General features: G+C 72.7%; 19 protein-coding genes and 1 pseudogene. 11 read left to right on the top strand and 9 right to left on the bottom strand.

All coding sequences use genetic code 11. The features are described from left to right. Positions 1 to 6: 6 nt before the first annotated feature. Positions 7 to 966 carry a hypothetical protein gene (locus ACWCRJ_RS21360; protein WP_450940743.1) on the bottom strand — a complete coding sequence of 320 codons (960 nt, stop codon included), beginning with the start codon at positions 964 to 966 and terminating at the stop codon, positions 7 to 9. A gap of 10 nt (positions 967 to 976) precedes the next feature. Continuing rightward, entirely contained in the window at positions 977 to 2,464 is a 1,488-nt protein-coding gene (locus ACWCRJ_RS21355) for an APC family permease (RefSeq protein ID WP_450940742.1), read from the bottom strand. A gap of 217 nt (positions 2,465 to 2,681) precedes the next feature. Between ACWCRJ_RS21355 and ACWCRJ_RS21350 the strand changes: the two genes are divergently transcribed. Then, on the top strand, positions 2,682 to 3,968 hold the full coding sequence (locus tag ACWCRJ_RS21350) for an MFS transporter (protein WP_450940741.1): 1,287 nt from the start codon (positions 2,682 to 2,684) through the stop codon (positions 3,966 to 3,968). A 99-nt stretch (positions 3,969 to 4,067) separates the two neighbouring features. On the opposite strand, the gene ACWCRJ_RS21345 is transcribed toward ACWCRJ_RS21350, so the two are convergent. Genes ACWCRJ_RS21345 through ACWCRJ_RS21330 form a run of 4 tightly spaced genes read right to left on the bottom strand, consistent with a single transcriptional unit; the run spans position 4,068 to position 6,434 of the window. Next, a complete protein-coding gene (locus tag ACWCRJ_RS21345; protein ID WP_450940740.1) occupies positions 4,068 to 4,856 on the bottom strand; it encodes an SGNH/GDSL hydrolase family protein in 789 nt (262 codons plus the stop codon). Positions 4,857 to 4,867: 11 nt separating this feature from the next. Further along, positions 4,868 to 5,674: a hypothetical protein gene (locus tag ACWCRJ_RS21340; RefSeq protein WP_450940739.1), complete on the bottom strand. Its 807-nt coding sequence runs from the start codon at positions 5,672 to 5,674 to the stop codon at positions 4,868 to 4,870. Beyond that, on the bottom strand, positions 5,671 to 6,051 hold the full coding sequence (locus tag ACWCRJ_RS21335; RefSeq protein ID WP_450940738.1) for a TraR/DksA family transcriptional regulator: 381 nt from the start codon (positions 6,049 to 6,051) through the stop codon (positions 5,671 to 5,673). Before ACWCRJ_RS21335 ends, ACWCRJ_RS21340 begins: the two co-directional genes overlap by 4 nt. A gap of 47 nt (positions 6,052 to 6,098) precedes the next feature. Next, on the bottom strand, positions 6,099 to 6,434 hold the full coding sequence (locus ACWCRJ_RS21330; RefSeq protein ID WP_450940775.1) for a TraR/DksA family transcriptional regulator: 336 nt from the start codon (positions 6,432 to 6,434) through the stop codon (positions 6,099 to 6,101). Positions 6,435 to 6,803: 369 nt separating this feature from the next. Between ACWCRJ_RS21330 and ACWCRJ_RS21325 the strand changes: the two genes are divergently transcribed. From ACWCRJ_RS21325 to ACWCRJ_RS21300, 6 genes are all read left to right on the top strand, one after another. Next, positions 6,804 to 7,757, top strand: coding sequence for a HAMP domain-containing sensor histidine kinase (locus ACWCRJ_RS21325; RefSeq protein WP_450940737.1), 954 nt, complete (start codon positions 6,804 to 6,806; stop codon positions 7,755 to 7,757). Continuing rightward, positions 7,754 to 8,419 (top strand): response regulator, encoded by a 666-nt coding sequence (locus ACWCRJ_RS21320; protein ID WP_450940736.1) that lies wholly within the window; start codon positions 7,754 to 7,756, stop codon positions 8,417 to 8,419. The genes ACWCRJ_RS21325 and ACWCRJ_RS21320 overlap by 4 nt, the downstream gene beginning before the upstream one ends. Positions 8,420 to 8,521: 102 nt before the next feature. Then, on the top strand, positions 8,522 to 8,953 hold the full coding sequence (locus ACWCRJ_RS21315; RefSeq protein ID WP_450940735.1) for a hypothetical protein: 432 nt from the start codon (positions 8,522 to 8,524) through the stop codon (positions 8,951 to 8,953). A gap of 64 nt (positions 8,954 to 9,017) precedes the next feature. Then, a complete protein-coding gene (gene secD / locus ACWCRJ_RS21310; protein WP_450940734.1) occupies positions 9,018 to 11,288 on the top strand; it encodes a protein translocase subunit SecD in 2,271 nt (756 codons plus the stop codon). A 139-nt stretch (positions 11,289 to 11,427) separates the two neighbouring features. Continuing rightward, positions 11,428 to 12,162 carry a maleylpyruvate isomerase family mycothiol-dependent enzyme gene (locus tag ACWCRJ_RS21305; protein ID WP_450940774.1) on the top strand — a complete coding sequence of 245 codons (735 nt, stop codon included), beginning with the start codon at positions 11,428 to 11,430 and terminating at the stop codon, positions 12,160 to 12,162. After that, positions 12,155 to 12,412 (top strand): VOC family protein, encoded by a 258-nt coding sequence (locus ACWCRJ_RS21300; protein WP_450940733.1) that lies wholly within the window; start codon positions 12,155 to 12,157, stop codon positions 12,410 to 12,412. The genes ACWCRJ_RS21305 and ACWCRJ_RS21300 overlap by 8 nt, the downstream gene beginning before the upstream one ends. 252 nt (positions 12,413 to 12,664) lie before the next feature. On the opposite strand, the pseudogene ACWCRJ_RS21295 reads toward ACWCRJ_RS21300, so the two are convergent. Further along, positions 12,665 to 13,744, bottom strand: a pseudogene (locus ACWCRJ_RS21295) (endo-1,4-beta-xylanase); the annotation flags it as partial. A gap of 93 nt (positions 13,745 to 13,837) precedes the next feature. Beyond that, positions 13,838 to 15,484 carry a glycoside hydrolase family 43 protein gene (locus ACWCRJ_RS21290; RefSeq protein ID WP_450940773.1) on the bottom strand — a complete coding sequence of 549 codons (1,647 nt, stop codon included), beginning with the start codon at positions 15,482 to 15,484 and terminating at the stop codon, positions 13,838 to 13,840. Positions 15,485 to 16,008: 524 nt separating this feature from the next. Between ACWCRJ_RS21290 and ACWCRJ_RS21285 the strand changes: the two genes are divergently transcribed. Both ACWCRJ_RS21285 and ACWCRJ_RS21280 read left to right on the top strand, forming a co-directional pair. After that, positions 16,009 to 16,926: an alpha/beta hydrolase family esterase gene (locus ACWCRJ_RS21285; RefSeq protein ID WP_450940732.1), complete on the top strand. Its 918-nt coding sequence runs from the start codon at positions 16,009 to 16,011 to the stop codon at positions 16,924 to 16,926. Between the two features lie 240 nt (positions 16,927 to 17,166). After that, on the top strand, positions 17,167 to 18,153 hold the full coding sequence (locus ACWCRJ_RS21280; protein WP_450940731.1) for a threonine ammonia-lyase: 987 nt from the start codon (positions 17,167 to 17,169) through the stop codon (positions 18,151 to 18,153). Positions 18,154 to 18,233: 80 nt separating this feature from the next. Here ACWCRJ_RS21280 and ACWCRJ_RS21275 read toward each other — a convergent pair whose 3' ends face one another. Continuing rightward, positions 18,234 to 19,364, bottom strand: a complete 1,131-nt coding sequence (locus tag ACWCRJ_RS21275) for a GH12 family glycosyl hydrolase domain-containing protein (protein ID WP_450940730.1) — start codon at positions 19,362 to 19,364, stop codon at positions 18,234 to 18,236. 746 nt (positions 19,365 to 20,110) lie between these two features. Between ACWCRJ_RS21275 and ACWCRJ_RS21270 the strand changes: the two genes are divergently transcribed. Together ACWCRJ_RS21270 and ACWCRJ_RS21265 are read left to right on the top strand one after the other, a co-directional pair. Further along, positions 20,111 to 20,674 (top strand): MBL fold metallo-hydrolase, encoded by a 564-nt coding sequence (locus tag ACWCRJ_RS21270; protein WP_450940729.1) that lies wholly within the window; start codon positions 20,111 to 20,113, stop codon positions 20,672 to 20,674. Positions 20,675 to 20,810: 136 nt separating this feature from the next. After that, positions 20,811 to 23,267 carry a SpoIIE family protein phosphatase gene (locus ACWCRJ_RS21265; protein WP_450940728.1) on the top strand — a complete coding sequence of 819 codons (2,457 nt, stop codon included), beginning with the start codon at positions 20,811 to 20,813 and terminating at the stop codon, positions 23,265 to 23,267. Positions 23,268 to 23,276 lie beyond the last annotated feature (9 nt).

Here is a 23,276-nt window from a genome sequence, read left to right as displayed (position 1 = left end):
CACGCCTCAGCCGCGCGGCAGGAACTCCTTGCGCCACTTGGTGATCTGGCGCGAGGGGTCGCCGGTGTACGACCACGGCGTACGCGTGGCGCGCTGCCCGACGATGTTGAACAGCGAACCGGCGATGTCCGTCAGACCGGCCGAACAGGCCGCGTGGGTCAGGTAGTTGAGGTCGCGGACTTCGCCCGGGGGAGGGGGGCCGTCCGGCCGCCCGGTGATCCAGCGCTGCCAGGTGCGCCGTACGTCGCTGGCGGCGCCGTCGTGGCTCCAGTGCTGCCCGATGCCGACACCGGTCGACCGCGACCCGTTCTCCTCCCGCAGCGCCCGATACTCCTCGACCCGGGCGTACTGCACCAGCACCGGCAGCGGCGAGCCCGGCGGGGCCACACCGGCCGCGTCCCGGGCGAAGTCGTACATCAGGCCGTGCGAGCCGTGCCAGCGCGAGGAGTAGTAGTGCAGCACCTGGAGGTGGCCCTCCACGCTGAACGGGTCGCGGTCGTACAACTCGTCCCACCAGCGCGCCAGTTCCTGGCGGCGCACCCCTCCGCCGTAGAGCCGGGCCACCGAGATCAGGGAGATCCAGGGGGTCGGATCGTCGGGGTAGGCCTCGGCCGCCTCGAAGCAGGCCACCGCCGCGCTGTCGATGCGCCGCGGGTCGATGGGGACGCCCCGGCCGGCGGTGATGGCCAGGTTGAAGGCCCGCGCCGTCTCGGTGGCGGCCCGCAGCACCAGGGCGTCGGCGCTGCGGGGCTCGGCGGCGAGCCAGGACTCCACGGTCGAACTGCCCGCGCACGCCTGCGCGAGCATCCGGACCCGGTGGCCCCGGGCCACCCACGCCGGGCCGGTCATGCGCAACAGCTCGCGGGGGCCCTGCCAGCGGCCGATGACGATGTCCTGCCGGGCCGAGGTCAACGGCGCGTCACCGCAGTCGGAGTCGAAGTCGGGGGTGAAGCGTTCTCGCGCCATCGGGTCCCTCTCAGAAGTCGGTCGGGAGACCCTGATGGGCATGGGAGCGTTCGGCCGCCGCCGCGGCTGCCGCGGCGTCACCCGATGCGGCATCCGTCTCGACGGCCTCGGCGGCGTCGAGCGGGGCGGGCCGGTAGTACTCACTGCCCTTGCGCCAGTACCAGAGCATCGGGATCACACCGACCGCCAGGCCGCCGAGCCCGATCGCCACGGACGCGCCGCTCAGCTCGCCGAGCGACTCGACGAGCACCCAGAACATGAACAGGGCGCCGAGCAGCGGCCACAGCCCGCCGAAGACGAAGTTCGACACGGACTTCAGCAGCATCCTGCGGTAGGCGACGACCACCGCGAGCCCGGCCAGCCCGTAGTACACGGCGATCTGCAGGCCGATCGCGGAGATGGCGTCCGCGAGGATGTCACCGACCGACCCGAGGGCGTTGGAGGCCACGAACATCACCAGCGCCACGCCGCCCACCACGACGATGGCCACGTAGGGGGTGTTCCAGGTGCGGTGGACGCGGCCGAGCGCCTCGGGCATCGTGCGGTCGCGGCCCATCGCGAACAGCGAGCGGGTGACCTGGATGAGGGTGGTCTCCAGGGTCGCGATGGTCGACAGCATCACGGCCACGATGAGCAGCTTGCCGCCCAGCCCGGGCCACACCTCCTCGCCGAGCACCGCGAGGACGTTGGCGTCGTTCTGCTGGATCTGGGTGTCGGTCAGGATGACGTTGACCGCGATGGTGAAGACCTCGAAGAGAAGGAAGACGATGCCGACGCCGATCAGACCGGCGAGACCGGTGGTGCGCCGGCTGTCGCGGGTCTCCTCGCTGAGGTTGCTGGTGACGTCCCAGCCCCAGTAGTAGAAGGCGGCGATCAGCGCACCCGAGGCGAAGCCGCTCACCCCGTCGAAGTGGCTGAAGCCCAGCCAGGACCATTCGAAGGAGCGGGCGCTGTCGCCGTGCAGCAGCGCCAGCACGGCGAACAGGGCCAGGATGACCAGCTCCACGCCCGACATGATGAGCTGGGCGCGGACGGTGAGGCGGGCGCCGCCGAGGACGACCGCCAGCATGACCAGGAACCAGAAGGCGCCGACCGTCGTGGCCAGCGCGGTGTTGTCGGCCAGGTCCTCGTCGAACAGGGACAGCGTCATCGCGCCGGCGGGCAGCGAGCCGGCCACCATGAAGATGGTCGCGGAGATCACCAGGGCCCAGCCGCTGAGGAACCCCAGGAAGGGGTGGAGCGTGCGGCCCACCCAGGAGTAGCTGGCGCCCGCGTTGACGTCGATGCGGCTGAGGTAGCTGAAGGCCAGGGCGATGCCCAGCATGGGTATCGCGCAGTACAGCAGCGCCGCCGGGCTCGCGAGGCCCACCGCGCCGACGAGCACGGCGGTGGTCGCGGCGATCGAATAGGCGGGCGCACTGCCCGCCACCGCCATGACCACCGTGTCGAACGTGCCGAGGACATTGGCCTGCAGCCCTCTGCCCCTGTTGTTGCTCATCGATGCGCTGCCTTCGTAAGGGCACGACGGACGGGCGCCTGGGCCGCCGGCGTGGAGGACTCGGGGGATGATGCTGCCTCGGGCCCGGAGGGGGAGGTCTTCGGGCCCGGGGCGGGAACGGGGGAGCGCATCGTGCACCGGCAAGTCGGCGAGCGAATGATCACACCGTGTGTGCGAGTGATGATATCCGCGATGTTTGAGGGTTCAAGATTGACTGGTGGGTAATCTTCCGAGTTGGCGAAAATTTTCATCGCACCGGCGATCGGCCCGTGCGGGCGGCCACGACGGCCGGCATCCGCTCCGGCGCAACCGGGGCTTTCGGCTGCTGTGGATCGGTCAGCTGCTGTCCGACACCGGCTCGCAGATCAGCGCGATCGGCTATCCGCTGCTCATCCTGGCCCTGACCCACTCGGCGGTGCTCGCCGGGCTGGTGGGCACGGTACGGGCCGTCGCCCTGCTGTGCCTGCAACTCCCCGCGGGAGCGCTGGCGGACCGGTTCGACAGGCGGCTGACGATGATCGTCTGCGACGCCGCACGCGCCGTCCTGCTCGCCCTGCTCGGCATCCTGATCGTGCTGGATCTCGCGTCCTGGCCGGTGATCCTCGCCGTGAGCCTGATCGAGGGGGCCGCCGGTGCCCTCTTCAACCCGTCGGCCGCCGCCGCGCTGCCGGCCGTCGTGCCGGACCGACAGCTCGAACAGGCCTGGGCCGCCACCGAAGGCCGGACCTACGGGGCCGGCCTCGCGGGCCCGGCGCTCGGCGGCCTGCTGTTCGGGGTGGGCCGGGCCGTCCCGTTCCTGGCCGACGCCCTCTCCTTCGCGGTCTCGTGCGGCATGGTCAGCCGGATCCGCGGGCGGTTCCGGCCGGAGAACGCGGCCGGGCGCACGACGCTGTGGCGTGAGGTGCTGGACGGTCTGCGACTCGTCTGGCAGGTGTCCGTTCTGCGGGCGGCACTGATCCAGACACCCTTGGTGAACTTCGCCTTCAGCGGCGTGATCTTCGCTCTCACCCTCACGCTGCGACAGGGCGGTGTCTCCACCACGGTGATCGGTCTGGTGCAGGCGGCCGTCGCGGCCGGCGGGCTCCTCGGCGCCGTGATCGCTCCCTGGCTGCAAGGACGCGCGCGGCTGGCGACGCTGGCCACCGCCATCACCCTGGCCGGGGCCCTGCTGTTCGGCACCGCGGCCCTGCTCCTCCCGTCACCGCTGGTGGCGGCGCCGGTCGCACTGGCACTGCTGCTCGCCCCGGCCGCGAACGGCGCGCTGGTCGCCGTGGTGCTGCGCAGCGCGCCGGAGCACATGCGCGGCCGGGTCATCAGCACCGTGGTGACGGCGGCGACCGCCCTGGCGGCCCTGGGGCCGCTGAGCGCCGGCCTGATCGTGCAACACGCCTCCGGGGCCTGGGCGGTGGGCGCCTTCGCCGCCACGACCGCCGTCGCGGCCGTACTGTGCCTGATCCTGCCGGGTTTCCGGCACGCGGATTCCGCGGCGACCGCACCGGGCTGAATACGTACGAGCGGACGGCGTGTGCGGTGCGGTGCCGTGCTGGACGCGCGCGGGCGCCGGTGAGGACGCCGGCGTCCGCGCGCGGCGGGGCGGTGGATCTCAGGCCGTGTCCGGGAGCGTCACCGGCCCCGCCTGCGGCCGCTTCGCCGAGCGCCCGTCGCCCGACGAACGCCCCCGCAGCCGCCGCCACAGCCACGGCCCGAGGAAGTCCACGGCCCAGCGCACCTCGACACCGACGGCCCGCAGCGCGGGGACCGGCGGCCGGGGAGGCAGCGGCTCGGCCCAGCCGTCGTGGCCGGGCAGACCGAGGGTGTGGGCCATGCCGGAGGCGATCCGCGCGTGGCCCAACGGGCTCGCGTGCAGCCGGTCGTCGGCCCACAGGCGCGGATCGGTGGTGACCGGGTGGGCGAAGACGTCCAGGACGAGGACGCCGTGACGCTCCGCGGTGGCGCGCAGGCGGGTGTTGAGGTCGAGGATGCGCGGCAGCACCCGGCGGGCGAGCGGCGAGACCTTCCCCAGGTCCGGGAAGTTCACGGTGGCCACCTGGGCGCCCGACGCCGTGAGACGGACGAACATCTCCTCGATGTCGGCGACGACCGACGCGGCGTCGAAGCCGGACCGCACCAGGTCGTTCATACCGGCCATCACGGTCACGAGGTCGGGCTTCAACTCCATTGCCGGCCCCAGCTGTTCGGCCCGGATCTGGGCCGCCGTCCTGCCGCGCACGGCGAGGTTGGCGTAGGACAGGCCCGGCTGCCGCTCCGCCAGGGCCTCGGCCAGCCGGTCGGCCCAGCCACGGTGCCCGCCGACCGGATCGGGGTCGCCGAGGCCCTCCGTCATGCTGTCGCCGATCGCCACGTAGCGCAGGTAGGGGTGAGGAGCCGTCATGACGAGCAACCCTACCCAGGCACCTCGACCCGGGTGCTGGGGTGGTCGTGGGCGGCCCGGAGGAGAGCGGCGGCCCCGCGGACGGCCGCGGTGTGCGGGCCGACGACGGTCCGCACGGGAGCACGCAGCCGTTCGGCGAGTCCGGGGCCGACGTGCGGGCGCAGGGCTCCGCCGCCGGCCAGCAGGACGCCCCGTCGCAGCGCGTCGTGGGTCCGGAACGTGTGGTCCTGATCCAGCATGGCCTCCGTCATGGCGGCGATCGCGTCGGTGATCCGCGCCGCCGGGGTGCGCCGGCCCGCGTCGCCGGTGCCCAGGACGGTGCGGCGGGCGTCGGTCACGGCGCCGTCGTCGAGAAGGACGACGTCGGTGACATGGGCCCCGATGTCGGCGACGAGCACGGGCCGGGTCAGGTCTGCGTCGGCGGCGACGGCCACGGCGCGGGCGGCGGGAACGGTGAGGACGGTGTGCGGCCGCAGGATCTCGGCCGCGGCTCGGGCCTCGGCGCGGAAGGCGACACCCCCCAGCGCGGGTGTGGTCAGGATGAGCAGGGGGTGGGCCGTGCCGGGCAGCCGATGGCCGAGCAGACGGTCGAGCATCCGGGCGGTCGCGGCGGTGTCGACGATGGCGCCGCCTCTGACGGGATGGACGATACCGTCGCCGAAGGCCGTCGTGGGCACGTCGAAGAGTGGTCCGCCGCCCGAACTCCAGGCACGCGTACGGGCGCTGCCCAGGTCCAGGGCGATGCCGCGGCACTGCCGGCACCAGGGCCATGGCCGGTGCCGGAGGCCGGCGGAGCGGGGGCGGCGGGCCGCGGTCACCGGCCGGCCTCCCTGAGGTGCTGGCAGCGACCGCAGTAGCGGGCCTGCGGCACGATCGTCAGACGGTCACGGTCGATGGGGCCGCGGCACAGATGGCAGGTGCCGTAGCGGCCCTGGTCCATGCGCTCCAGGGCCGCCTCCACGTCGGCGAGGACCATCCGGGCGGACGCGGCGAGCTGGACGCGGACCTCGGTCTGCGAGGCGGCCCGCCGGTCGAGCAGTGCCTCGGTACGGGGCACGGCGGGGGCCGTGAGCTGCTGGATCTGTTCGCGGCGAAACGCGCGCTGCTCGTTCAGGCTGTCGCGCAGCGCGGTGAGGTCCTCGGCCGACAGGGCCGTGCCGCGTGCGTGTGCGCCGATGGTCTGCTGGTTCACCACTTCACCCCTCGGGCGGTCAGGGAGACGAGAAGGCCGGCCGACGGTCGTCAGGCCGCGTCGCGCTGGCAGGGGACGCACCACCCCGTGTAGGGCAGGATCTCCAGCCGCTCGACCGGGATGGGCTTGGAACAGCCCCGGCACGTGCCGTAGGTGCCGTCCTGGACACGGGTGAGGGCCGCGTCGATCTCCTTGAGGACCCGCTGGATGGTGTCCCGCTGCGCCGACATCAGCTGTTCCTCCGCCGTGTGTCCGGCTTCGGCGAGGGCCCGCAGCTGTGTCAGGCGGGTGTCGCGTTCGTGCGCGAGGCGCTGGCGGGCCTCGTGCGCGGGCAGCCCTCCGGGCCGGGACGCGGTCCGCATGTCGGGCCGGGGCGCGGTCCGCATGTCGGGCTGGGGCGCGGTCCGCATGTCGGGCTGGGGCGCGGTCCGCATGTCGGGCTGGGGCGTATCGAGTGACATCGCGGTTCCTGTCTTCCGCACGGTGGATGGGGGCATGACCCCACCGTGGCCGATGCACCGCGCGAAACCCATCGGGCGCGATACCCATTCGCCGTCGCGGGGGGTCTACGGTGAGGTGGGCCGACCGGGAGCGGAAATGGGCATCGGAGCCCATCGACGCGGCCCCCCGGGTGCGGGCAGGCTGACATGAGCCCGGCCCGCGCGGCGGCGGGACGCGGCATCTGGACCGGGTCGCGCGGCGGCCGTGGACGAGACACAGGCCGTGTCACGGGCAGGAAGGAGGGCTTCGTCGCCGTGTCCCTGTTCTGGCGGATCTTCGCCCTCAACGCCGTGGTGCTGGGGACCGCGACGGCGCTGCTGCTGTGGGCTCCCGTGACCGTGTCCGTCCCGGTGGTGCTGACCGAGGCGATCATCCTCGTGGCCGGCCTGGTCGTCATGCTGATCGCCAACGCCGCCCTGCTGCGGATCGGCCTCGCCCCGCTGGAGCGGCTGACGAGACTCATGACGACGGTCGACCTGCTGCGGCCCGGGCAACGGCTGCCGGAGCACGGCCGGGGCGAGACCGCCGAGCTGATCAGCACCTTCAACGCAATGCTGGACAGGCTCGAACACGAGCGGGCGTCGAGCAGCGCCCGCGCGCTGCTCGCCCAGGAGGACGAGCGGCGCCGCATCGCCCAGGAACTGCACGACGAGGTGGGCCAGAGCATGACCGCGGTCCTGCTGGGGCTCAAGCGCGCGGCGGACGACGCGGAGGAGCCGCTGCGCGGTGAGCTGCACCAGGCACAGGAGATCACCCGCGAGAGCCTGGACGAGGTCCGCCGCCTGGTGCGCCGGCTGCGACCGGGAGTCCTGGACGATCTCGGTCTGGTCAGCGCCCTGACCTCGCTGACCACCGAGTTCGCCACCCAAACCGGGCTGCGCGTCGTCCGCCGCTTCGACACCGGTCTGCCCGCACTCGACCAGGAGACCGAACTGGTGCTGTACCGGGTCGCGCAGGAGGCCCTGACCAACGCGGCCCGCCACGCCGAGGCCGGGCGCGTCGAGGTGAGCCTGGCCCCGGCCGGCGGCGCGGTCGTGCTGGCCGTCGTGGACGACGGCCGGGGGACAGGGGTGGCCCGGGAGGGCGCGGGGATCCGCGGGATGCGCGAGCGGGCCCTGCTCATCGGGGCCACGCTGGACGTCACCTCCCAGCCGAGGGCCGGTACACACGTCCGGCTGACCGTACCCGTCCCCAGGAAGCAGCCATGACCCCCACCGAGCCGGCCGTGATCCGCATCCTCCTCGCCGACGACCACGCGCTGGTGCGACGCGGTGTGCGGCTCATCCTCGACGGCGAACCGGACCTCCGGGTCGTCGCCGAGGCCGGGGACGGCGCGGAGGCCATCACCGAGGCCCGTACCCACGAGGTCGATCTGGCGGTGCTGGACATCGCCATGCCCCGGATGACGGGTCTGCAGGCCGCCCGGGAACTGATCGCGCTGAAGCCGGACCTGCGGGTGCTGATGCTGACCATGCACGACAACGAGCAGTACTTCTTCCAGGCGTTGAAGGCGGGCGCCAGCGGATACGTCCTGAAGTCGGTCGCCGACCGCGACCTGGTCGCCGCCTGCCGGGCCGCCGTGCGCGACGAGCCCTTCCTCTATCCGGGGGCGGTCACCGCGCTGGTCCGCAACTACCTCGACCGGGTCCGCCACGGTGAGGAACCGCCCGACCAGGTCGTCACACCCCGGGAGGAGGAGGTTCTCAAGCTCGTCGCCGAGGGGCACTCCTCCAAGGAGATCGCCGAGATGCTCTTCATCAGCATCAAGACCGTCCACCGGCACCGGGCGAACCTGCTGCACAAGCTCGGCCTGCGCGACCGCCTGGAACTCACGCGCTACGCCATCCGCGCCGGCCTCATCGAACCCTGACTCCGTCCGCCTGATCCGCGCCGGTCCGGAACTCCCGGACCGGGCAAGCGCGTTGGCACTGACGAGGCACTTACTTCAGACACCGGAACGGGGAGGGGGCACATGGCACGCGGCCTGCCCACCGTCCCCCGCGGGGGCGGCCCCGGCGTCGGCCCCGCAGCGGTGCTCGCCGTCCTGGTCGCCGTCCTCACCGCCCTGCTCCTGCTGCCTGTGTACGGAGGCGCGCCCCGCGTGCCCGACCGCGTGGCGTCGGCCGTCGAGGGCCGGGCCGTGTCGGCCTTCGAGGTCGCGCGGGCCGACAGCGGGGCACCGGCGGACGACGGGCACTGCGCCGTCCTGCTGCGAAGCCCTCGCGATGTCCCCGGCGAGAGGCCGGCGCCGCCGGCCACGGTCGCCGTCGCCGCGCACCGCGCGACCGTCGGCCCGCCGTGGCTCGTCCGCACGACCTCCCCGGCCGCGGCGACCCCGCCGGCCGCGCCCCCTCCGACAGGCCGCCACCAGGGGCGGGCGCCACCTCCACCACCAGGCACCTGAGCTTCCCTTTCTTTCCGTCGACCGCGGTCATGCCTGGCCGCGGTGTGCCTGCCGGAGGCCCCTGTTGACCCGCGCCCCGCGCATCCGAGGGCTGCTCGCCCTCGCCGCTGTCGCCCTGTCCCTGTACATCGCCCTCACCACACCCGTTCACCTCGGACTCGATCTGCGGGGCGGCACGCAGATCGTGCTGGAAACCCGCCCCACCGATACCGACACCGCCGACACCGCCGACACCACCGACACCGCCGACACCGCCGACGCCGACGGCGAAGCCACCGACCGCACCCTGGAGGTGCTGCGCGGACGCATCGACGCCCTCGGCGTCGCCGAACCCACCCTCGCGCGCTCCGGCGACAACCGGATCGTCGTCGAACTGCCCGGAGTGCAGGACCCGGCCGAGGCCGCCGACGTCCTCGGCCGCACCGCCCAGCTCACCTTCCACCGGGTCCTCGGCACGACGACCGCCACCGACGACACGGACAAGGACGCGCCGAAGCAGCCGCGGGAGCGGGTCCTGGCCGACGAGTCCGGTCAACTCCTGCGCCTCGAAGCGGCCTCGCTGACCGGTGGAGACGTCGAGGAAGCCGCCGCGCGGATCGACCAGCAGACCGGCGCCGGATGGCATGTGACCGTCGACTTCGAGGGAGCCGGCCGCGACGGCTGGGCCCGCCTGACGGGCGAGGCCGCCTGCGCCCCGGCCGGAGACCCGGCCCGGCGGGTCGCCATCGTCCTCGACGACAAGGTCATCACCTCGCCCCAGATCGATCCGTCGGTCGGCTGCGGCGCCGGCATCAGCGGTGGCTCCACCCAGATCACCGGATCGTTCGACGCCGACGAGGCCAGGGAACTCGCCCTGCTCATCAACGGCGGCGCCCTGCCCGTACCGGTGGAGAACGTCGAGCAGCGCACCGTCGGCCCCACCCTCGGCGCCCAGGCCATCGAGGCCAGCGCCTGGGCCGCCGCGGTGGGCACCGCGCTCACCGCGCTGTTCATCATCGCCGTCTACCGGCTCATGGGCGTCCTCGCCACCGTGGCGCTGCTCTGCTACGGCCTGATCTCCTACGCCGCGCTCGCCGCCCTGGGCGCCACCCTCACCCTCCCCGGCCTCGCCGGATTCGTCCTGGCCATCGGCATGGCGGTCGACGCCAACGTCCTGGTCTTCGAACGGGCCCGCGAAGAGTACGCCTCCCACCACCGGCCCAGCCCACGCTCGGCCCTGACGGCGGGATTCCGGGGTGCCTTCAGCGCGATCACCGACTCCAACATCACCACCCTCATCGCCGCCGGGCTGCTGTTCTTCCTCGCCTCCGGACCCGTACGCGGCTTCGGCGTCACCCTGGGCATCGGCGTCCTCGCCTCCATGTTCAGCGCCCTGGTCATCACCCGGGTGCTCGCCGAACACGCCGCCTCCCGGCCCCGGATCCGCCGTCGCCCCCGCCTGACGGGCATCGACCGGACCGGTGCCGTCCGCGACCGCCTCACCCGCACCCCACCGCAGCTGATGCGCAGGCCCCGGCGGTGGCTGGCCGCCTCCGCCGTGGTCCTCGCCGTCGCCGTGGCCGGGATCGGCGTACGCGGCCTGGACTTCGGGATCGAGTTCACCGGAGGCCGCCTCGTCGAGTACTCCACCGCCACACCCGTCGACGCCGACCGGGCGCGCGCCGCTCTCGCCGACGCCGGATTCCCCCGAGCCGTCGTCCAGACCTCCGGCGACAGCCAACTCACCGTCCGCACCGACCGGCTGACCGACGCGCAGGCGGCAGCCGTCACCGACACCATCGGCACGCTGACCGACCGCGCCGACAAGGTCCGCGAGGAGGCCATCGGCCCCAGCCTCGGCAAGGAGCTGCGCAACGGCGCCCTGATCGCCCTCGTCGTGGCCCTCGGCGCCCAGCTCCTCTACCTCGCGGCCCGCTTCCGCTGGCTGTTCGGCACCTCCGCCGTCGCCGCGCTCGCCCACGACGTGGTGATCCTCATCGGCGTCTTCGCCTGGCTGGGCAAGCCCGTGGACGGCGTCTTCCTCGCCGCCCTGCTCACCGTCATCGGCTACTCGGTCAACGACTCCGTGGTCGTCTTCGACCGCGTCAGGGACCTGAGCCGCGCCGACCGAACCGCCCCCTTCGCGGCCGTCGCCAACCGGGCTCTGCTGCAGACGCTGCCCCGCACCGTCAACACCGGCATGGGAGCCGCCTTCATCCTCACCGCCCTGGCCGTCCTCGGCGGTGACTCCCTCGCCGACTTCGCCCTCGCCCTGCTGATCGGGCTCGCCGTGGGCACGTACTCCTCCATGTTCACCGCCACCCCACTCGCCATCGAGCTCCACCGGCGCCGCTGACACGACGGGCGCGCGGCCGGTGCCGCGCGCCCGGCACGGCTGCCGTGAAAACCGTTGTCCGGGCGGCCGAGGACGGTGATAGACAGTCAGCGTGACGAAGACGGTGACCACGACCCTGGACTTCCCCGCACGGTTGCGGATGATCGAGGAACGGTCCGACGCGTTCCGGGCCGTGATCGCCGCCGCGCCCAGCCTCGCGGAGCGGGTGCCGACCTGCCCCGAGTGGACGCTGCTGGATCTGGTGCGGCACCTGGGCACGGTGCACCGCTTCTGGGCCGCCACCGTCGCCGCGGGCCCGGCCGACGCTCCCCCGCCCGAGACCGCCCCGGACGCGCCAGGGGAGCGCGCGGCCCTGCTGGCCTGGTCGGCCGAGGCCACGGAGCAACTGCTCGCGGCACTGCGGGAGTCCGGCCCGGATCGCGGCTGTTGGACCTGGTGGGGTACGTCGCAGTCGCCGCAGACCTGCGGCGCGGTCGCCCGGCACCAGGTCCAGGAGGCGGCGGTGCACACCTACGACGCCCAGATCACCACGGGCGGCGCGCGGCCGCTGCCGGACGAGTCGGCACTCGACGGCGTCGACGAGTTCCTGTCCACCTGCTGTGCGGGGACGGCCCCCTGGCCCCACGAGCCCGCCACCGTCGACTGTCTCACCACCGAGGGCCCCGCGTGGCGCCTCACGCTCCGCGCCGACGGGACACGGGCCGCCCGCCTCCCCGACTCCGGCACGACGCCTGCCGACGCCTCCCTGCGGGGCACGGCCGGCGATCTGGTCCTGGCCCTGTACGGCCGGATCCCGGTGGACTCCCTGAAGGGGGACGGCGACCGCCGCCTCTTCGACCTGCTCCTGGCCTGGGACCCGGAAGAGGATGAGTAGCCCCCGCGAGCACCGCGGGGAGACCCCGCCGCGCTTCACCCTGGCCGCGACCACCCTCGACGCACCGGACGCCCGCGAGCCGGCGCGGTTCTACCGGCGTCTCCTACGGTGGCCGACGCGGAAGGAGGAACCGGACCGGGTCGAGATCGCCCCGCCCGGCGGCGGCGGGCTGTCCTTCCGGACCGAGCCGATGTACACCCGGCCGCAGTGGCCTTCCACCCGGTCCGGGCAGCGGATGGTGGCCATCTGAACATCGAGGTCGGCGACCTGCCGGCGGCCGTCGAGCGCGCGCTCGCACCGGGGGGCGAGCATGGAGGAGTTCCAACCCCGGTCCGACGTACGCGTCCTGTCCGATCCGGCCGGTCACCCGTTCTGCCTCTTCGTGCGCGGCGCTCATGGAGGGGACGCAGGCCCCAGGGGTGAGCCGGGGGCCTGCGTCGGCTTCAGCGGGTCGTGGTGTGCGACCCGGGTGCGATCAGTGGCCGACGGACCGGGGCGAAGGTGCCTCGGCCCCCTTCGTCGCGAGCGAGCCGCCCATCGCGGTGAGCGCCGACTGGTAGGCCGCCTTCTTGTTGCCGTTGCGGTCGAACAGCAACGGGTTCTCCCCGCTGCGCCAGGAGTCGCTGTCGCGGATGCCCCAGACGGTGATGCCGGTGCAGCGCGCCACGTTCATACACGCCCGGACCGTGTTCGCGTACGCGGACCCCGGTGCCTGCGCGATGTCCAGTTCGGTGATCTGCACGTCCACGCCGAGCGCGGCGAAGCTCGACAGCGTGGTCTGGAAGCTGCCGGGGGGACCGCCGGCGCCGAAGTGTGCCTGGAGGCCGACGCAGTCGATGGGCACACCCCGTGCCTTGAAGTCGCGGACCATGCGGTAGACGCCCTGGGTCTTGGCGGCGTTCCAGTCCTCGATGTTGTAGTCGTTGTAGCAGAGCTTGGCCGCCGGATCGGCCGTGCGGGCGGTGCGGAACGCCTGCTCGATGAAGCCGGTGCCCAGTACGTCCCGGAAGACCGAGCTGCGCATCTGGCCGCTGTTGCCGTCGGCGAAGGCCTCGTTGACCACGTCCCAGGAGTGGATCCGGCCCTTGTAGTGGTTCATCACCGTGGTGATGTGGTTGTTCATCACGCCGCGCAGGGTGTTCGCGTCGCGGATGGAGTTGACCCAGCCGGGGAGCTGCTGGTGCCACACCAGCGTGTGGCCGCGCACGCGCTGGCCCCGGGAGGCCGCGCGGTTCATGATCTGGTCGCCGCCGCCGAAGGTGAACTGGCCACGGTTCCGCTCGGTCGAGTCCCACTTCATCTCGTTCTCGGCCGTGACCGAGTTGAACTCGCGGTCCAGGATGCCGGTGTACTGGCCGTCACCGAGCCGTCCGGCGGCAACGGCGGTTCCGAAGTACCGCCCGGACTGGGCGGCCTGGGCGCCCAGGGTGGACGCCTTGACCGCTTTCGGCGCCGCTTCGGTGGCGGCGCCCGGTACCGTCTCCGGCGCACCGGCGGCGATGCCGGGCGTGACCAGGGACATGACGGCTGCCAGGCCCAGTACCGACGCCTGGCGCCGGCCGAGCCGTTTCAACGGGTTCATCGTTCTCCTCGTACGGTCGGGTGCGAGTGATGGTCGTGCTGGTGATGCGGGTGCGGAGGCTTCAGGGAGTGGAGGTCTCAGGGGATGGAGGTTTCAGGGGGTGGTCAGCTCGAAGCGTGTGACGCGGACCGAGCCGCCGAGTGCCTGCGTGGCGTGGTTGAAGAGGGCGAACCGGTAGCCCATGAAGAAGCGCCAGTCGTTGCCCATGGAGAAGGCGGGCCCGAGGCGGGTGAAGCGGGTGCCGTCGGTGCTGTAGGAGAAGGTGCCCGGCCGGGGTGATCCGGGGCGGATGTCGGCGTTCGCCCGCAGCCAGACGCGACCGCCCGGCACGCTCGCGCTCGCCCGTTCGACACCGGTGCCGGTGGTGTTCCAGCTGCCGTCCATGGTCAGCCCGTCGACCATGACCAGCCGTGTCGCACCGCCGTCGCGCTTGAGGCCGATCCACGCGGAGGAGTCACGCAGCAGCGCCAGTCCCGCCCGGTCGCCGTCCCGCATGGCCGAGGGGTCCAGCTGGACCGTGGCCGTGGAGGTGGGGCCCTGGATGCGGTGGGTGAGGGTGTTACGGGCCCAGTACAGGTCGCCCGTGACGGTCGCGGTGCGCAGGGTCAGGCCGTTGTTCACCGACCACTTGGTGTTGTCCGGGTTGTGGTTCCACTCCCACTTCGGCTTGAGGGCCGTGCCGTCGAAGGTGTCGACCCCGGTCATGGGGGTGGTCGGGCGGGGTGGGGCGGGCACCGCCGGCGCGGGATACGAGGCGCCCCAGGTGCCGTTCATGAGCTGCACGACGGGCCAGCCGTCCGAGGTCCAGGTGACCGGCGCCAGGGCGGGTACCCGGCCGCCGGGGTAGGCGTCCACGAAGGCCAGGTAGTACCAGGCCCCGCTCTGCGTCTGCACCAGTCCGCCCTGGTGCGGGACACCGCCGCCGGGGATCGGCCCGCGCAGGTCGAGGAGGACCTGCCGCATCGTGTACGGACCGAAGGGGCCGCTCGACGACTTCAGGATGTACTGGCCGTTCGCGGGGCGGGTCAGGAAGATGTAGTACTGCCCGTTGATCCGGTAGAAGCGGGAGCCCTCCAGGGTGCCGACACTCGACGGTGTGGTGAACACCTGCTGGGTGCGGACCTGGGTGCGGCCGTCCGGCGAGAGCTGGGCCACGCTGATGGTGGAGTTGCCGTAGGCCACGTACAGGGTGTCGTCGCTGTCCACGAGCAACCCCGCGTCGTAGTACGGCGTGTTGATCGTGGTGAGCCTGTTCCACGGGCCCTCGACGGCGGTGGCGGTGTAGACGTACGTCCGGGCGAAGTCGATCTGGCCGAGCCAGTAGAAGGTCCCGTTGCTCGGGCGATGGGCCAGTGACGACGCCCAGATGCCGCGGACGTAGCCACGGCCGCCGTTCAGGTCGTATTTGGCGCCGAAGTCGAGGGTCGGCACCGCGTGACCGGCGATCTCCCAGTTCACCAGGTCGTACGAGCGCAGCACGGGCGCGCCCGGCGAGTAGTGCATCGTGGAGGCCGAGGCGTAGTAGGTGGCGCCGACGCGGATGATGTCGATGTCCGCGAAGTCCTGCCAGACGACCGGGTTGGTGAAGTCCGCGGCGGCCGGCCCGGCCGGCTCCTGTGCCGGACCGGGGGCCGCGACGCCGTGCGACGCTCCGGCCAGGGGGAGCAGGGTGCCCGTCACCAGACCGGTGGCTGCGGTCAGCGCACGACGGCGATCCCAGAAGTGATCAGGCCATGACATATCCATGTCGTTCTCCTAGCGCGGCCGGGCCGTCGTGGGTGGCGCGTGGAGCCGCCGTGCCTCGGGATCGAGGGGCGGGTGCTTGTGCCGACGTACGTCGTAGGAGGTGCCTGACTCGGCGCGCGGTCCGCCGTGGCAGAACTTGCCCGTCCTGCCTGGTTCGTGATGTCGGACACCGATCGGCACATCGAGCACTTTGGATGATAGGAGGCCGGTGTGCCCCGTCAATACCTCTCGCATGATTCGGTGTTCAGGTCGAAAGATTTCGTTCGCATCGCGCGTCGGAGTCGGCTGCTTCCGCCGAGGTCCGGAGGCTCCTATGCCTGGTCCACGCCAACTCCGGTGTCAGCCGCGGCCGTCGGAACCGGTGGCACGCCGTGTGTTGACATGTTCACCCGCCTCTCTATAGTCCGGGACTACCTGGTGACCGGGTGGGTTCGATCGTGAACGTGGCCGAATCTTGCGTTACCGCTGGCTGTCAGGTGCACGACATTCATGGGATCGGTTGCCGGAAAGGGAGTCACATGATCACGAGGACCAGAACCCTCTTATGGCCCGCCATCGTCGCGTTGCTCGTCCTGGCCCTGGGGAGCACGACGCTCGCGGCCTCGGGCACGGCCGCCGCCTCCGAGCGTGCCCCCGCCGCCACGACCCCCGGCTGCGGCAAGGCGCCCGCGCTGACGAGCGGTACGCACACGATCCAGAGCGGCGGCAAGAACCGGAGCTTCATCCTGCGCGTCCCGGACGGCTACGACCGCAACCGCGCCTACCGGCTGGTGTTCGGCTTCCACTGGCTGGGCGGCACCTCCACCGACGTCTCCACGGGCCGCACTGTGGAGACGGGCACCTGGGCCTACTACGGGCTCCAGCGGCTGGCCGACAACAGTGCCGTCTTCGTCGCACCCCAGGGCCTCAACAACGGCTGGGGCAACGCGGGCGGCGAGGACATCACCTTCGTCGACGACATGATCCGGCGGCTCGACGCGGGTCTGTGCATCGACACGACCCAGCGCTTCGCCCTGGGATTCAGCTACGGCGCCGCCATGTCGTACTCGCTCGCATGCTCGCGGGCGACGGTCTTCCGCGCCGTCGCCGTCCAGAGCGGCGGGCAGCTCAGCGGCTGCGGCGGCGGTACGCAGCCCATCGCCTACTTCGGTGTGCACGGCCTGCGGGACAACGTCCTCGGCATCTCCGGCGGCCGGTCGATGCGGGACAGGTTCGTCAGGAACAACGGCTGCACCCCCCAGAACCCGCCCGAGCCGGCGCAGGGCAGCCTGTCGCACCGGGTCACCACCTACTCCGGGTGCTCGGCCGGGCACCCGGTCGCCTGGGCGGCGTTCGACGCGGGACACATCGCGGCTCCCCAGGACGGGGCCACCGGCGACAGCGGCTCCAGGACCTGGCTGCCGGCCGAGGTGTGGCGGTTCTTCAACCAGGTGTAGGACGCCTGCAACTCCGTTGCGCCGCACGGCACTTCGGCCGGCCGGACAGGGCCGGCACATGGCCGGGCGACTGACAGTGCAAGCGGTTCACCCCGGTGGTTGCACCGCCGGGGTGCTGCCGTGCCCGCGCCCGCGGCGTACCGCGCGCCGACGGGACGGACCTGCCGACACCTCCGGGCGACATGCGGAAAGCGGCAGTTGCCCGATGGCGCGGCGCCGTCGGCACTACGCTGCGGTGTCGTGCAGGAGACACGTCTCGACATCGCCCGGATCAGGGCGGCCCGCCAGGTCATCGACCCGGTCTTCCTCGACACCCCGCTGTATCGCTGCGAGGCCTTGGAACCGCACCTCGGATGCGCGGTGAGCGTCAAGCTCGAGACCGCGAACCCCGTGCGCAGCTTCAAGGCCCGCGGCACCGAGGTCGTCGCGACCCGGCTCGCCGGCGGTGGTCACGGCCCACGAGCCGCGGTGTGCGCCAGCGCGGGCAATCTCGGCCAGGCCCTCGCCTGGTCCGGTCGCGGCCGGGGCCTCGAAGTGACCGTCGTGGCCTCCCGCTTCGCGACCGTGGCCAAGCTCGACCGGATCCGTGCGCTGGGCGCCCGGCTCGAACTGGTCGACGGCGACCACGAGTCGGCCCGGGAGCGGGCGGCGGCCGTCGCCCGCTGCGAGGGCATCAGGCTGGTCGAGGACAGCCTGGACATCGAGACCTGTGAGGGCGCGGCGACCATCGGCCTGGAACTGGTGGACACCGCGCCGGAGTTCGACACGGTTCTGCTCGCTCTCGGCGGCGGGGCGCTGGCCACCGGCGTGGGGCATGTGCTCAAGACCCTGGCGCCCGAGGTCGAGGTGATCTGCGTCCAGCCGCTGGGCGCACCGGCGATGACGCACTCGTGGCATCAGCGGCGGGTCGTCACCACCGACGCGACCGACACCATCGCCGACGGCGTCGCCGGCCGGTATCCCCTCCCGGAAGTCCTGGACGATCTCCTCCTGGTCGCCGACGACGCCGTCCTGGTCCGGGAGGCGTCGATCATCGCCGGTGTGCGGATGCTCCACGACCACGCCGGCCTCGTCGTCGAACCGTCGGCCGCGCTCGGTGTCGCGGCGGTCCTCGAAGACCGTGACCGCTTCGCCGGTCGCCACGTCGTCACCGTCGTGTGCGGCGGCAACGTGGACAGGGACGCCTATCGCCGCTGGATCGGTGCGGTTCCCCCTCGCGTCCCCTGACGGCCGGCGTCCCCGGTCGGCGCACCACGTCGTCGACCGGTGCCGGGCGCCCGTGCGGCGCCCGGCACCGGTCGTGCGCGTCACGCCCGGGTGCAGGCGGTCCCGTTGAGGCTGAAACCGCCCGGCGCGGTGAAGGCGCCGCTGTAGGTGCCCTGGAACCCGAACGACTGGCTCCCGCCGGGGGAGATGCTCGCGTTGTGCGCCAGGGGGCTCGCCGTGACCGATCCCGAGGACGGGGAGAGGGAGGCGTTCCAGGAGCTGGTGACGCTCTGGCCGGCGGGCAGGGAGAAGGCGAGGCGCCAGGCGTCGACGGGTGCGGAACCGGTGTTGGCGACGGTGACGTTCGCGGTGAAGCCGCCCTGCCACACGTTCGTGGTGTACGCCACCTGGCAGGCGGCGCCGCCGGGGCCACCGGGCCCACCGCCACCGGTGTTGACACTGGACGAGAACGCGTTCACGGTCAGCCCCGTACCGTTCTGCCAGGGCTCGAAGCCGGCCTGGACGCTCGTCAGGTACCAGTTGTTCTGCGCCAGTCCGCGCGCCACGGCCTGGCGGACGAAGTCCATCACGTCGAAGCTCCAGCCGGCGATCGCCGACGGGGCCACGAAGGACAGCACGTCGTTGGTGCCGTTGTTGCCCGACCACACCTGCCACGAGCGTCCGCCCACGGTGGCCGTGCCGACCTGCGAGCCGATGGGCTGGATCGGGCCCACCTTGTTGAACCAGATCATGATCTCGGTCCGGTTCACACCGTCGGTCCGGGGCGTCGGGTCCAGCCAGATGTCGTACGAGGCGTTGTAGACGGCGTCGCCGACGTAGCCGTACGAGATGCTGCTCGGCGCGCTGGAGATGTTCGAGAGCTGGGCCGGGAGGCTGGTTCCCGGGGAGCAGTTGGTGTAGTGGCAGCCGTTGAACAGGGACGGGTACGACTTGGGCGCGCCGTTGGTGGGGACGGAACCGTCGGCCCGGCTGAGCCGGAAGCCGGTGTCGGTGGCGGTGACGCACTGGGGGTCGTTGGTGCCCCAGCGGTTGTTCTGGACGACATAGCGCCCCTGGACGACGGTCGAGCCGTACTGTTCGCAGACGGTCGTGTCGGCCTGGGCGGGTGGCGTGGCGGCGAAGAGTGCCGCGATGGTCGCGAGCGCGGTGACGAGCGCGCCCAGCGCGCCGCGCACGGAACGCGGCAGAGGCGGATACGGCGACGGTCGCATGGGGGCCTCTTTCGGAGGTACGGCCGGGAGGTGGGGGGTGGTGCCAGGCGCTCCCTGCATCCCCGCCTTGGGAGCGCTCCCATTTCCGTTCTGCCTTGGACTGTAGAAGCGCGAGCATGCCCCTGACAACCCTGCTGCGCCACTGCGGCGCCGTACGGAACGGAGGCCCGACGCGATGCGGGACGGCGTCGGGAGTGTCGTCCCCGGCCCGTCCGGCACACCGCCCACGATCTGGCCCGCGGCCCCGCCCTGTGCCGGACGTCCGGTCATGCCGCCGCCCGTGGCCGACGAAGAGCCGGGCCGGCACTGTTCGCCACCCTGCGCGCGGCCCGGTAAACGCCGGCGTCCGCCGCACAGGGCTGGGCGGACGGTCCCGGGTCGGCGCGGCGACTTCGGGCGGGCCGGGGGAGAAGGCTTCGGGCGGGCCGGGGGAGAGGGCCGGACCAATACCCTCGGCCGCTGACCGCTGACCGCTGACCGCTGACCGCTGACCGCTGACCGCTGACCGCTGACCGCTGGCCGCTGGCCGCTGACCGCTGACCGCTGACCGCTGGCCGCCGGCCGCCGGCCGTCCGAGCCGGGCCCGGCCACCGACCGACCCGCCGCCCCGCCTCGGGCGCACTGATCACCGGCTCCCGGGCGTGATCACCGGCTTCCGGGCGCCGGGTGCCCCATGGCAGGATCCCAGGACCCGCACTCCATGGCCCGCGCGGCCGGCACTCCAGGCCACACCGGAGGAACCCGTCATGACCGCCTCGTTCCACGTCCTGACCACCGGCTACGCCGAAACGCGGGTGGCGGGCACCGTCACCCTGCTCGTCGAGGGAGCGACCGTCGCGGTCGTCGATCCGGGGATGGTCGCGGACCGTCGGCTCATCCTCGACCCGCTGGCGGACCACGGGTTGACCCCCGAGGACGTCACCGACGTGGTCTTCAGCCACCACCACCCGGACCACACACTGAACGCGGCCCTGTTCCCCGAGGCCCGCTTCCACGACCACATGGCCATCTACCGCGACGACATCTGGGAGGACCAGGACGCCGACGGCTACCGGCTCTCCTCGTCGATCACGCTGATGACCACCCCCGGTCACACCGACGAGGACGTCAGCACCCTGGTGACCGCGGCGGAGGGCCTGGTGGTCCTGACCCACCTGTGGTGGACCGCCGAGGGACCGGCCGACGACCCCTTCGCGCCCGACCGCGACCGGCTCCGGGCGGCCAGGGAGAAGGTCCTGGCCCTGGGCCCGGCCCTGATCGTCCCCGGCCACGGGGCCCCCTTCGTGCCGTCGGCCTCGACTCCTCTCTGAGCACGCCGCACGCGCGGGCCCGTCCGCGGCCGGTTGAGCGGGCCGGGCCGCGGCGGGATGCTGGAGGCAGCGCCCCGCGAGGGGCGACCCGGCGCCCGTGCCCGGGCGACGCAGGGGACGAGGTCGGTACACGCCCATGGACAACGAGCCCGACACCACCACAGCGGCACCCGACGACTTCGCGGTCGTCATCGACGCCCGCGGCGCCGTCATGGTGTGGAGCGCGGGAGCCGGACGGCTCCTCGGGTACGGGCCCGAGGACGTGGTGGGCCGGCCCGCCTCGGCCCTGCTCGCCGGAACACTGCCCTTCGCGACCCGGCGCCACCTGGCCGCCGCCGAGTCGTGGACGAGCGACCTCGCGCTGCGCGGGCGCGACGGGGACCGCGTCACCGTGCGGCTCCGGGGCACCCCGCTGACCGACGCGGGCGACAGCGCGTACTGGGTCCTCACGCCGGCGGCGGTGACCCATGCCTCCGGCCCGACGGATGTGGCATCGGCGCAGCTGTGGGACCTCACGCTGGCACAGCTCCCGCTGCCCGTGGCCATCTACGACAGCGAGGCGCGGTTCGTCACCTGCAACCAGGTCATGACCCGGGCCATGGGGCTGAAACCCGACGAGATGCGGGGACGGACCCTGTGGGAGATCTACCCCGCCCCGCCCCTGGACGAGATCGACCGCCTGCAGCACCAGGTGGTGCGCACCGGCGAGACGGTCTTCCGCGAGGAACAGCCCTTTCGAGCCTCGGGCGAGGCCCGCGATCACGCGTGGTCCGTGTTCCTCTCCCCGCTGAAGGACCCGGCCGGCGGGGTGCTGGGGGTGTCCGCGCTGGTCATCGACATCACCGAGCAGTACTGGGCCCGGCGCCGACTGGCGGTGCTGAACGACGCCAGCGTGCGCATCGGCAGCACCCTCGACGTGACCCGCACGGCCGAGGAACTGGCCGAGGTCGCGGTGACGGGGTTCGCCGACTTCGCCACCGTCGACCTGCTGGAGTCCGTCGTCCAGGGGCATGAGCCGCAACCGGTGCCGCCCGACACGCCGGTCGTCTGCCGCCGCACCGCGCAACGGTCGGTGCTCGCGGGATGCCCCGAGTCCGTGGTTCCCACGGGTGACACCGACGTCCACCCTTCCGGCTCACCCCCTGCGCAGGCCCTGATCACCGGCCGGGGGACCCATTACCGCGCGGGCGACCCGCAGTTGCGCGCGTGGTCGACGGCCTCCCCGGCCCGGGCCGTGAGCATGCGCCGGTTCAAGATCCATTCGGTGCTGATGGTACCCCTGCGCGCGCGAGGGGTCACGCTCGGCGTCATGCACCTCATGCGGCACCGGACGGCGGACGCCTTCGGCCCGGACGACCTGGTCCTCGCCGAGGAGATCGCCGCCAGGGCCGCGGTGAGCATCGACAACGCCCGCCGCTACACCCGTGAGCGCCGTACCGCGCTCACGCTCCAGCGCAGCCTGCTGCCCGAACGGCTGCCGGAGGTGGCCGCCGTGGACCTCGCCTACCGCTACCTGCCCGCCGGGCCGGGGGACGAGATCGGCGGGGACTGGTTCGACGTCATCGAGCTGTCGGGGGGACGGGTCGCGCTGGCCGTGGGCGACGTGGTGGGACACGGCGTGCGTGCCTCGGCCACGATGGGCCGTCTGCGCTCCGCGGTACGGACCCTCGCCGACGCCGACTTCATGCCCGACGAGCTGCTCACCCGGCTGGACGACCTGGTCATCCGCCTCGACCGGGAGGAGGGCCCGGACGCGCGGGGGCAGGCGGAGGAGGCCTCGGGGGAGGTCGGGGCCACCTGCCTCTACGCCGTCTACGACCCCGTCGCCGGCCACTGCGACCTGGCTCGGGCGGGGCATCCACCGCCGCTGCTGATGACGCCCGACGGGACGGTGCGGGTACTGGATCTGCCCGCCGGGCCTCCGCTCGGCCTCGGTGGACTGCCCTTCGAGGCCACCCGGATCGACATGGCCGAGGGCAGCGTGCTCGCTCTCTACACCGACGGTCTGATCGAGGCCCCGGGCCGTGACGTCGACGTCGGGCTGGACCTGCTGGGTGAGGCACTGCGCCACCCCGCCGCCGGCCTGGAGGAGACGTGTGAGGAGGTGATGCGCAAGGTGCGGCCCGACCCCCCGGCCGACGACATCGTCCTGCTCCTGGCCCGCACCACCACCCTCGGCGCGGACCAGGTGCGCACCTGGCAGCTGCCCGCCGATCCGTCCGCCGTCGCCGGAGCCCGCCGGTCGGCCGGCGAGCAGCTGACCGCCTGGGGACTGACCGAGCTGGAGTTCGCCACCGAGCTGATCGTCAGCGAACTGGTCACCAACGCCATCCGCTACGGCACCCCGCCCATCCGGCTGCGACTCGTCCGTGCCGACGCGCTCATCTGCGAGGTCTCCGACGGCAGCAGTACCGCCCCGCATCTGCGGCGGGCCCGGACCTTCGACGAGGGCGGACGCGGACTGCTCCTCGTCGCCCAGGTGGCCGAGCGCTGGGGCAGCCGCCACACGTCCGCGGGCAAGACGATCTGGGCCGAGCAGTCCCTGCCGGACGAGGCCCCGGCGCGAGGGACCGCCGTCCGGCGTGAGCCCTGAGGGAGCCCG

This window comes from Streptomyces sp. NPDC002324, from assembly GCF_053593335.1.
Note: the sequence above shows the minus strand (reverse complement) of the source record. Positions and strands in the feature narration are given on the sequence as shown.

Coding starts and splice junctions, on each gene's coding strand:
- ACWCRJ_RS21265 (WP_450940728.1), top strand. CDS start 20,811: ATGGACAACGAGCCCGACACCACCACAGCGGCACCCGACGACTTCGCG.
- ACWCRJ_RS21305 (WP_450940774.1), top strand. CDS start 11,428: ATGATCGAGGAACGGTCCGACGCGTTCCGGGCCGTGATCGCCGCCGCG.
- ACWCRJ_RS21285 (WP_450940732.1), top strand. CDS start 16,009: ATGATCACGAGGACCAGAACCCTCTTATGGCCCGCCATCGTCGCGTTG.
- ACWCRJ_RS21290 (WP_450940773.1), bottom strand. CDS start 15,484: ATGTCATGGCCTGATCACTTCTGGGATCGCCGTCGTGCGCTGACCGCA.
- ACWCRJ_RS21315 (WP_450940735.1), top strand. CDS start 8,522: ATGGCACGCGGCCTGCCCACCGTCCCCCGCGGGGGCGGCCCCGGCGTC.
- ACWCRJ_RS21270 (WP_450940729.1), top strand. CDS start 20,111: ATGACCGCCTCGTTCCACGTCCTGACCACCGGCTACGCCGAAACGCGG.
- ACWCRJ_RS21275 (WP_450940730.1), bottom strand. CDS start 19,364: ATGCGACCGTCGCCGTATCCGCCTCTGCCGCGTTCCGTGCGCGGCGCG.
- ACWCRJ_RS21355 (WP_450940742.1), bottom strand. CDS start 2,464: ATGAGCAACAACAGGGGCAGAGGGCTGCAGGCCAATGTCCTCGGCACG.
- ACWCRJ_RS21345 (WP_450940740.1), bottom strand. CDS start 4,856: ATGACGGCTCCTCACCCCTACCTGCGCTACGTGGCGATCGGCGACAGC.
- ACWCRJ_RS21300 (WP_450940733.1), top strand. CDS start 12,155: ATGAGTAGCCCCCGCGAGCACCGCGGGGAGACCCCGCCGCGCTTCACC.
- ACWCRJ_RS21320 (WP_450940736.1), top strand. CDS start 7,754: ATGACCCCCACCGAGCCGGCCGTGATCCGCATCCTCCTCGCCGACGAC.
- ACWCRJ_RS21360 (WP_450940743.1), bottom strand. CDS start 966: ATGGCGCGAGAACGCTTCACCCCCGACTTCGACTCCGACTGCGGTGAC.
- ACWCRJ_RS21330 (WP_450940775.1), bottom strand. CDS start 6,434: ATGCGGACCGCGCCCCGGCCCGACATGCGGACCGCGTCCCGGCCCGGA.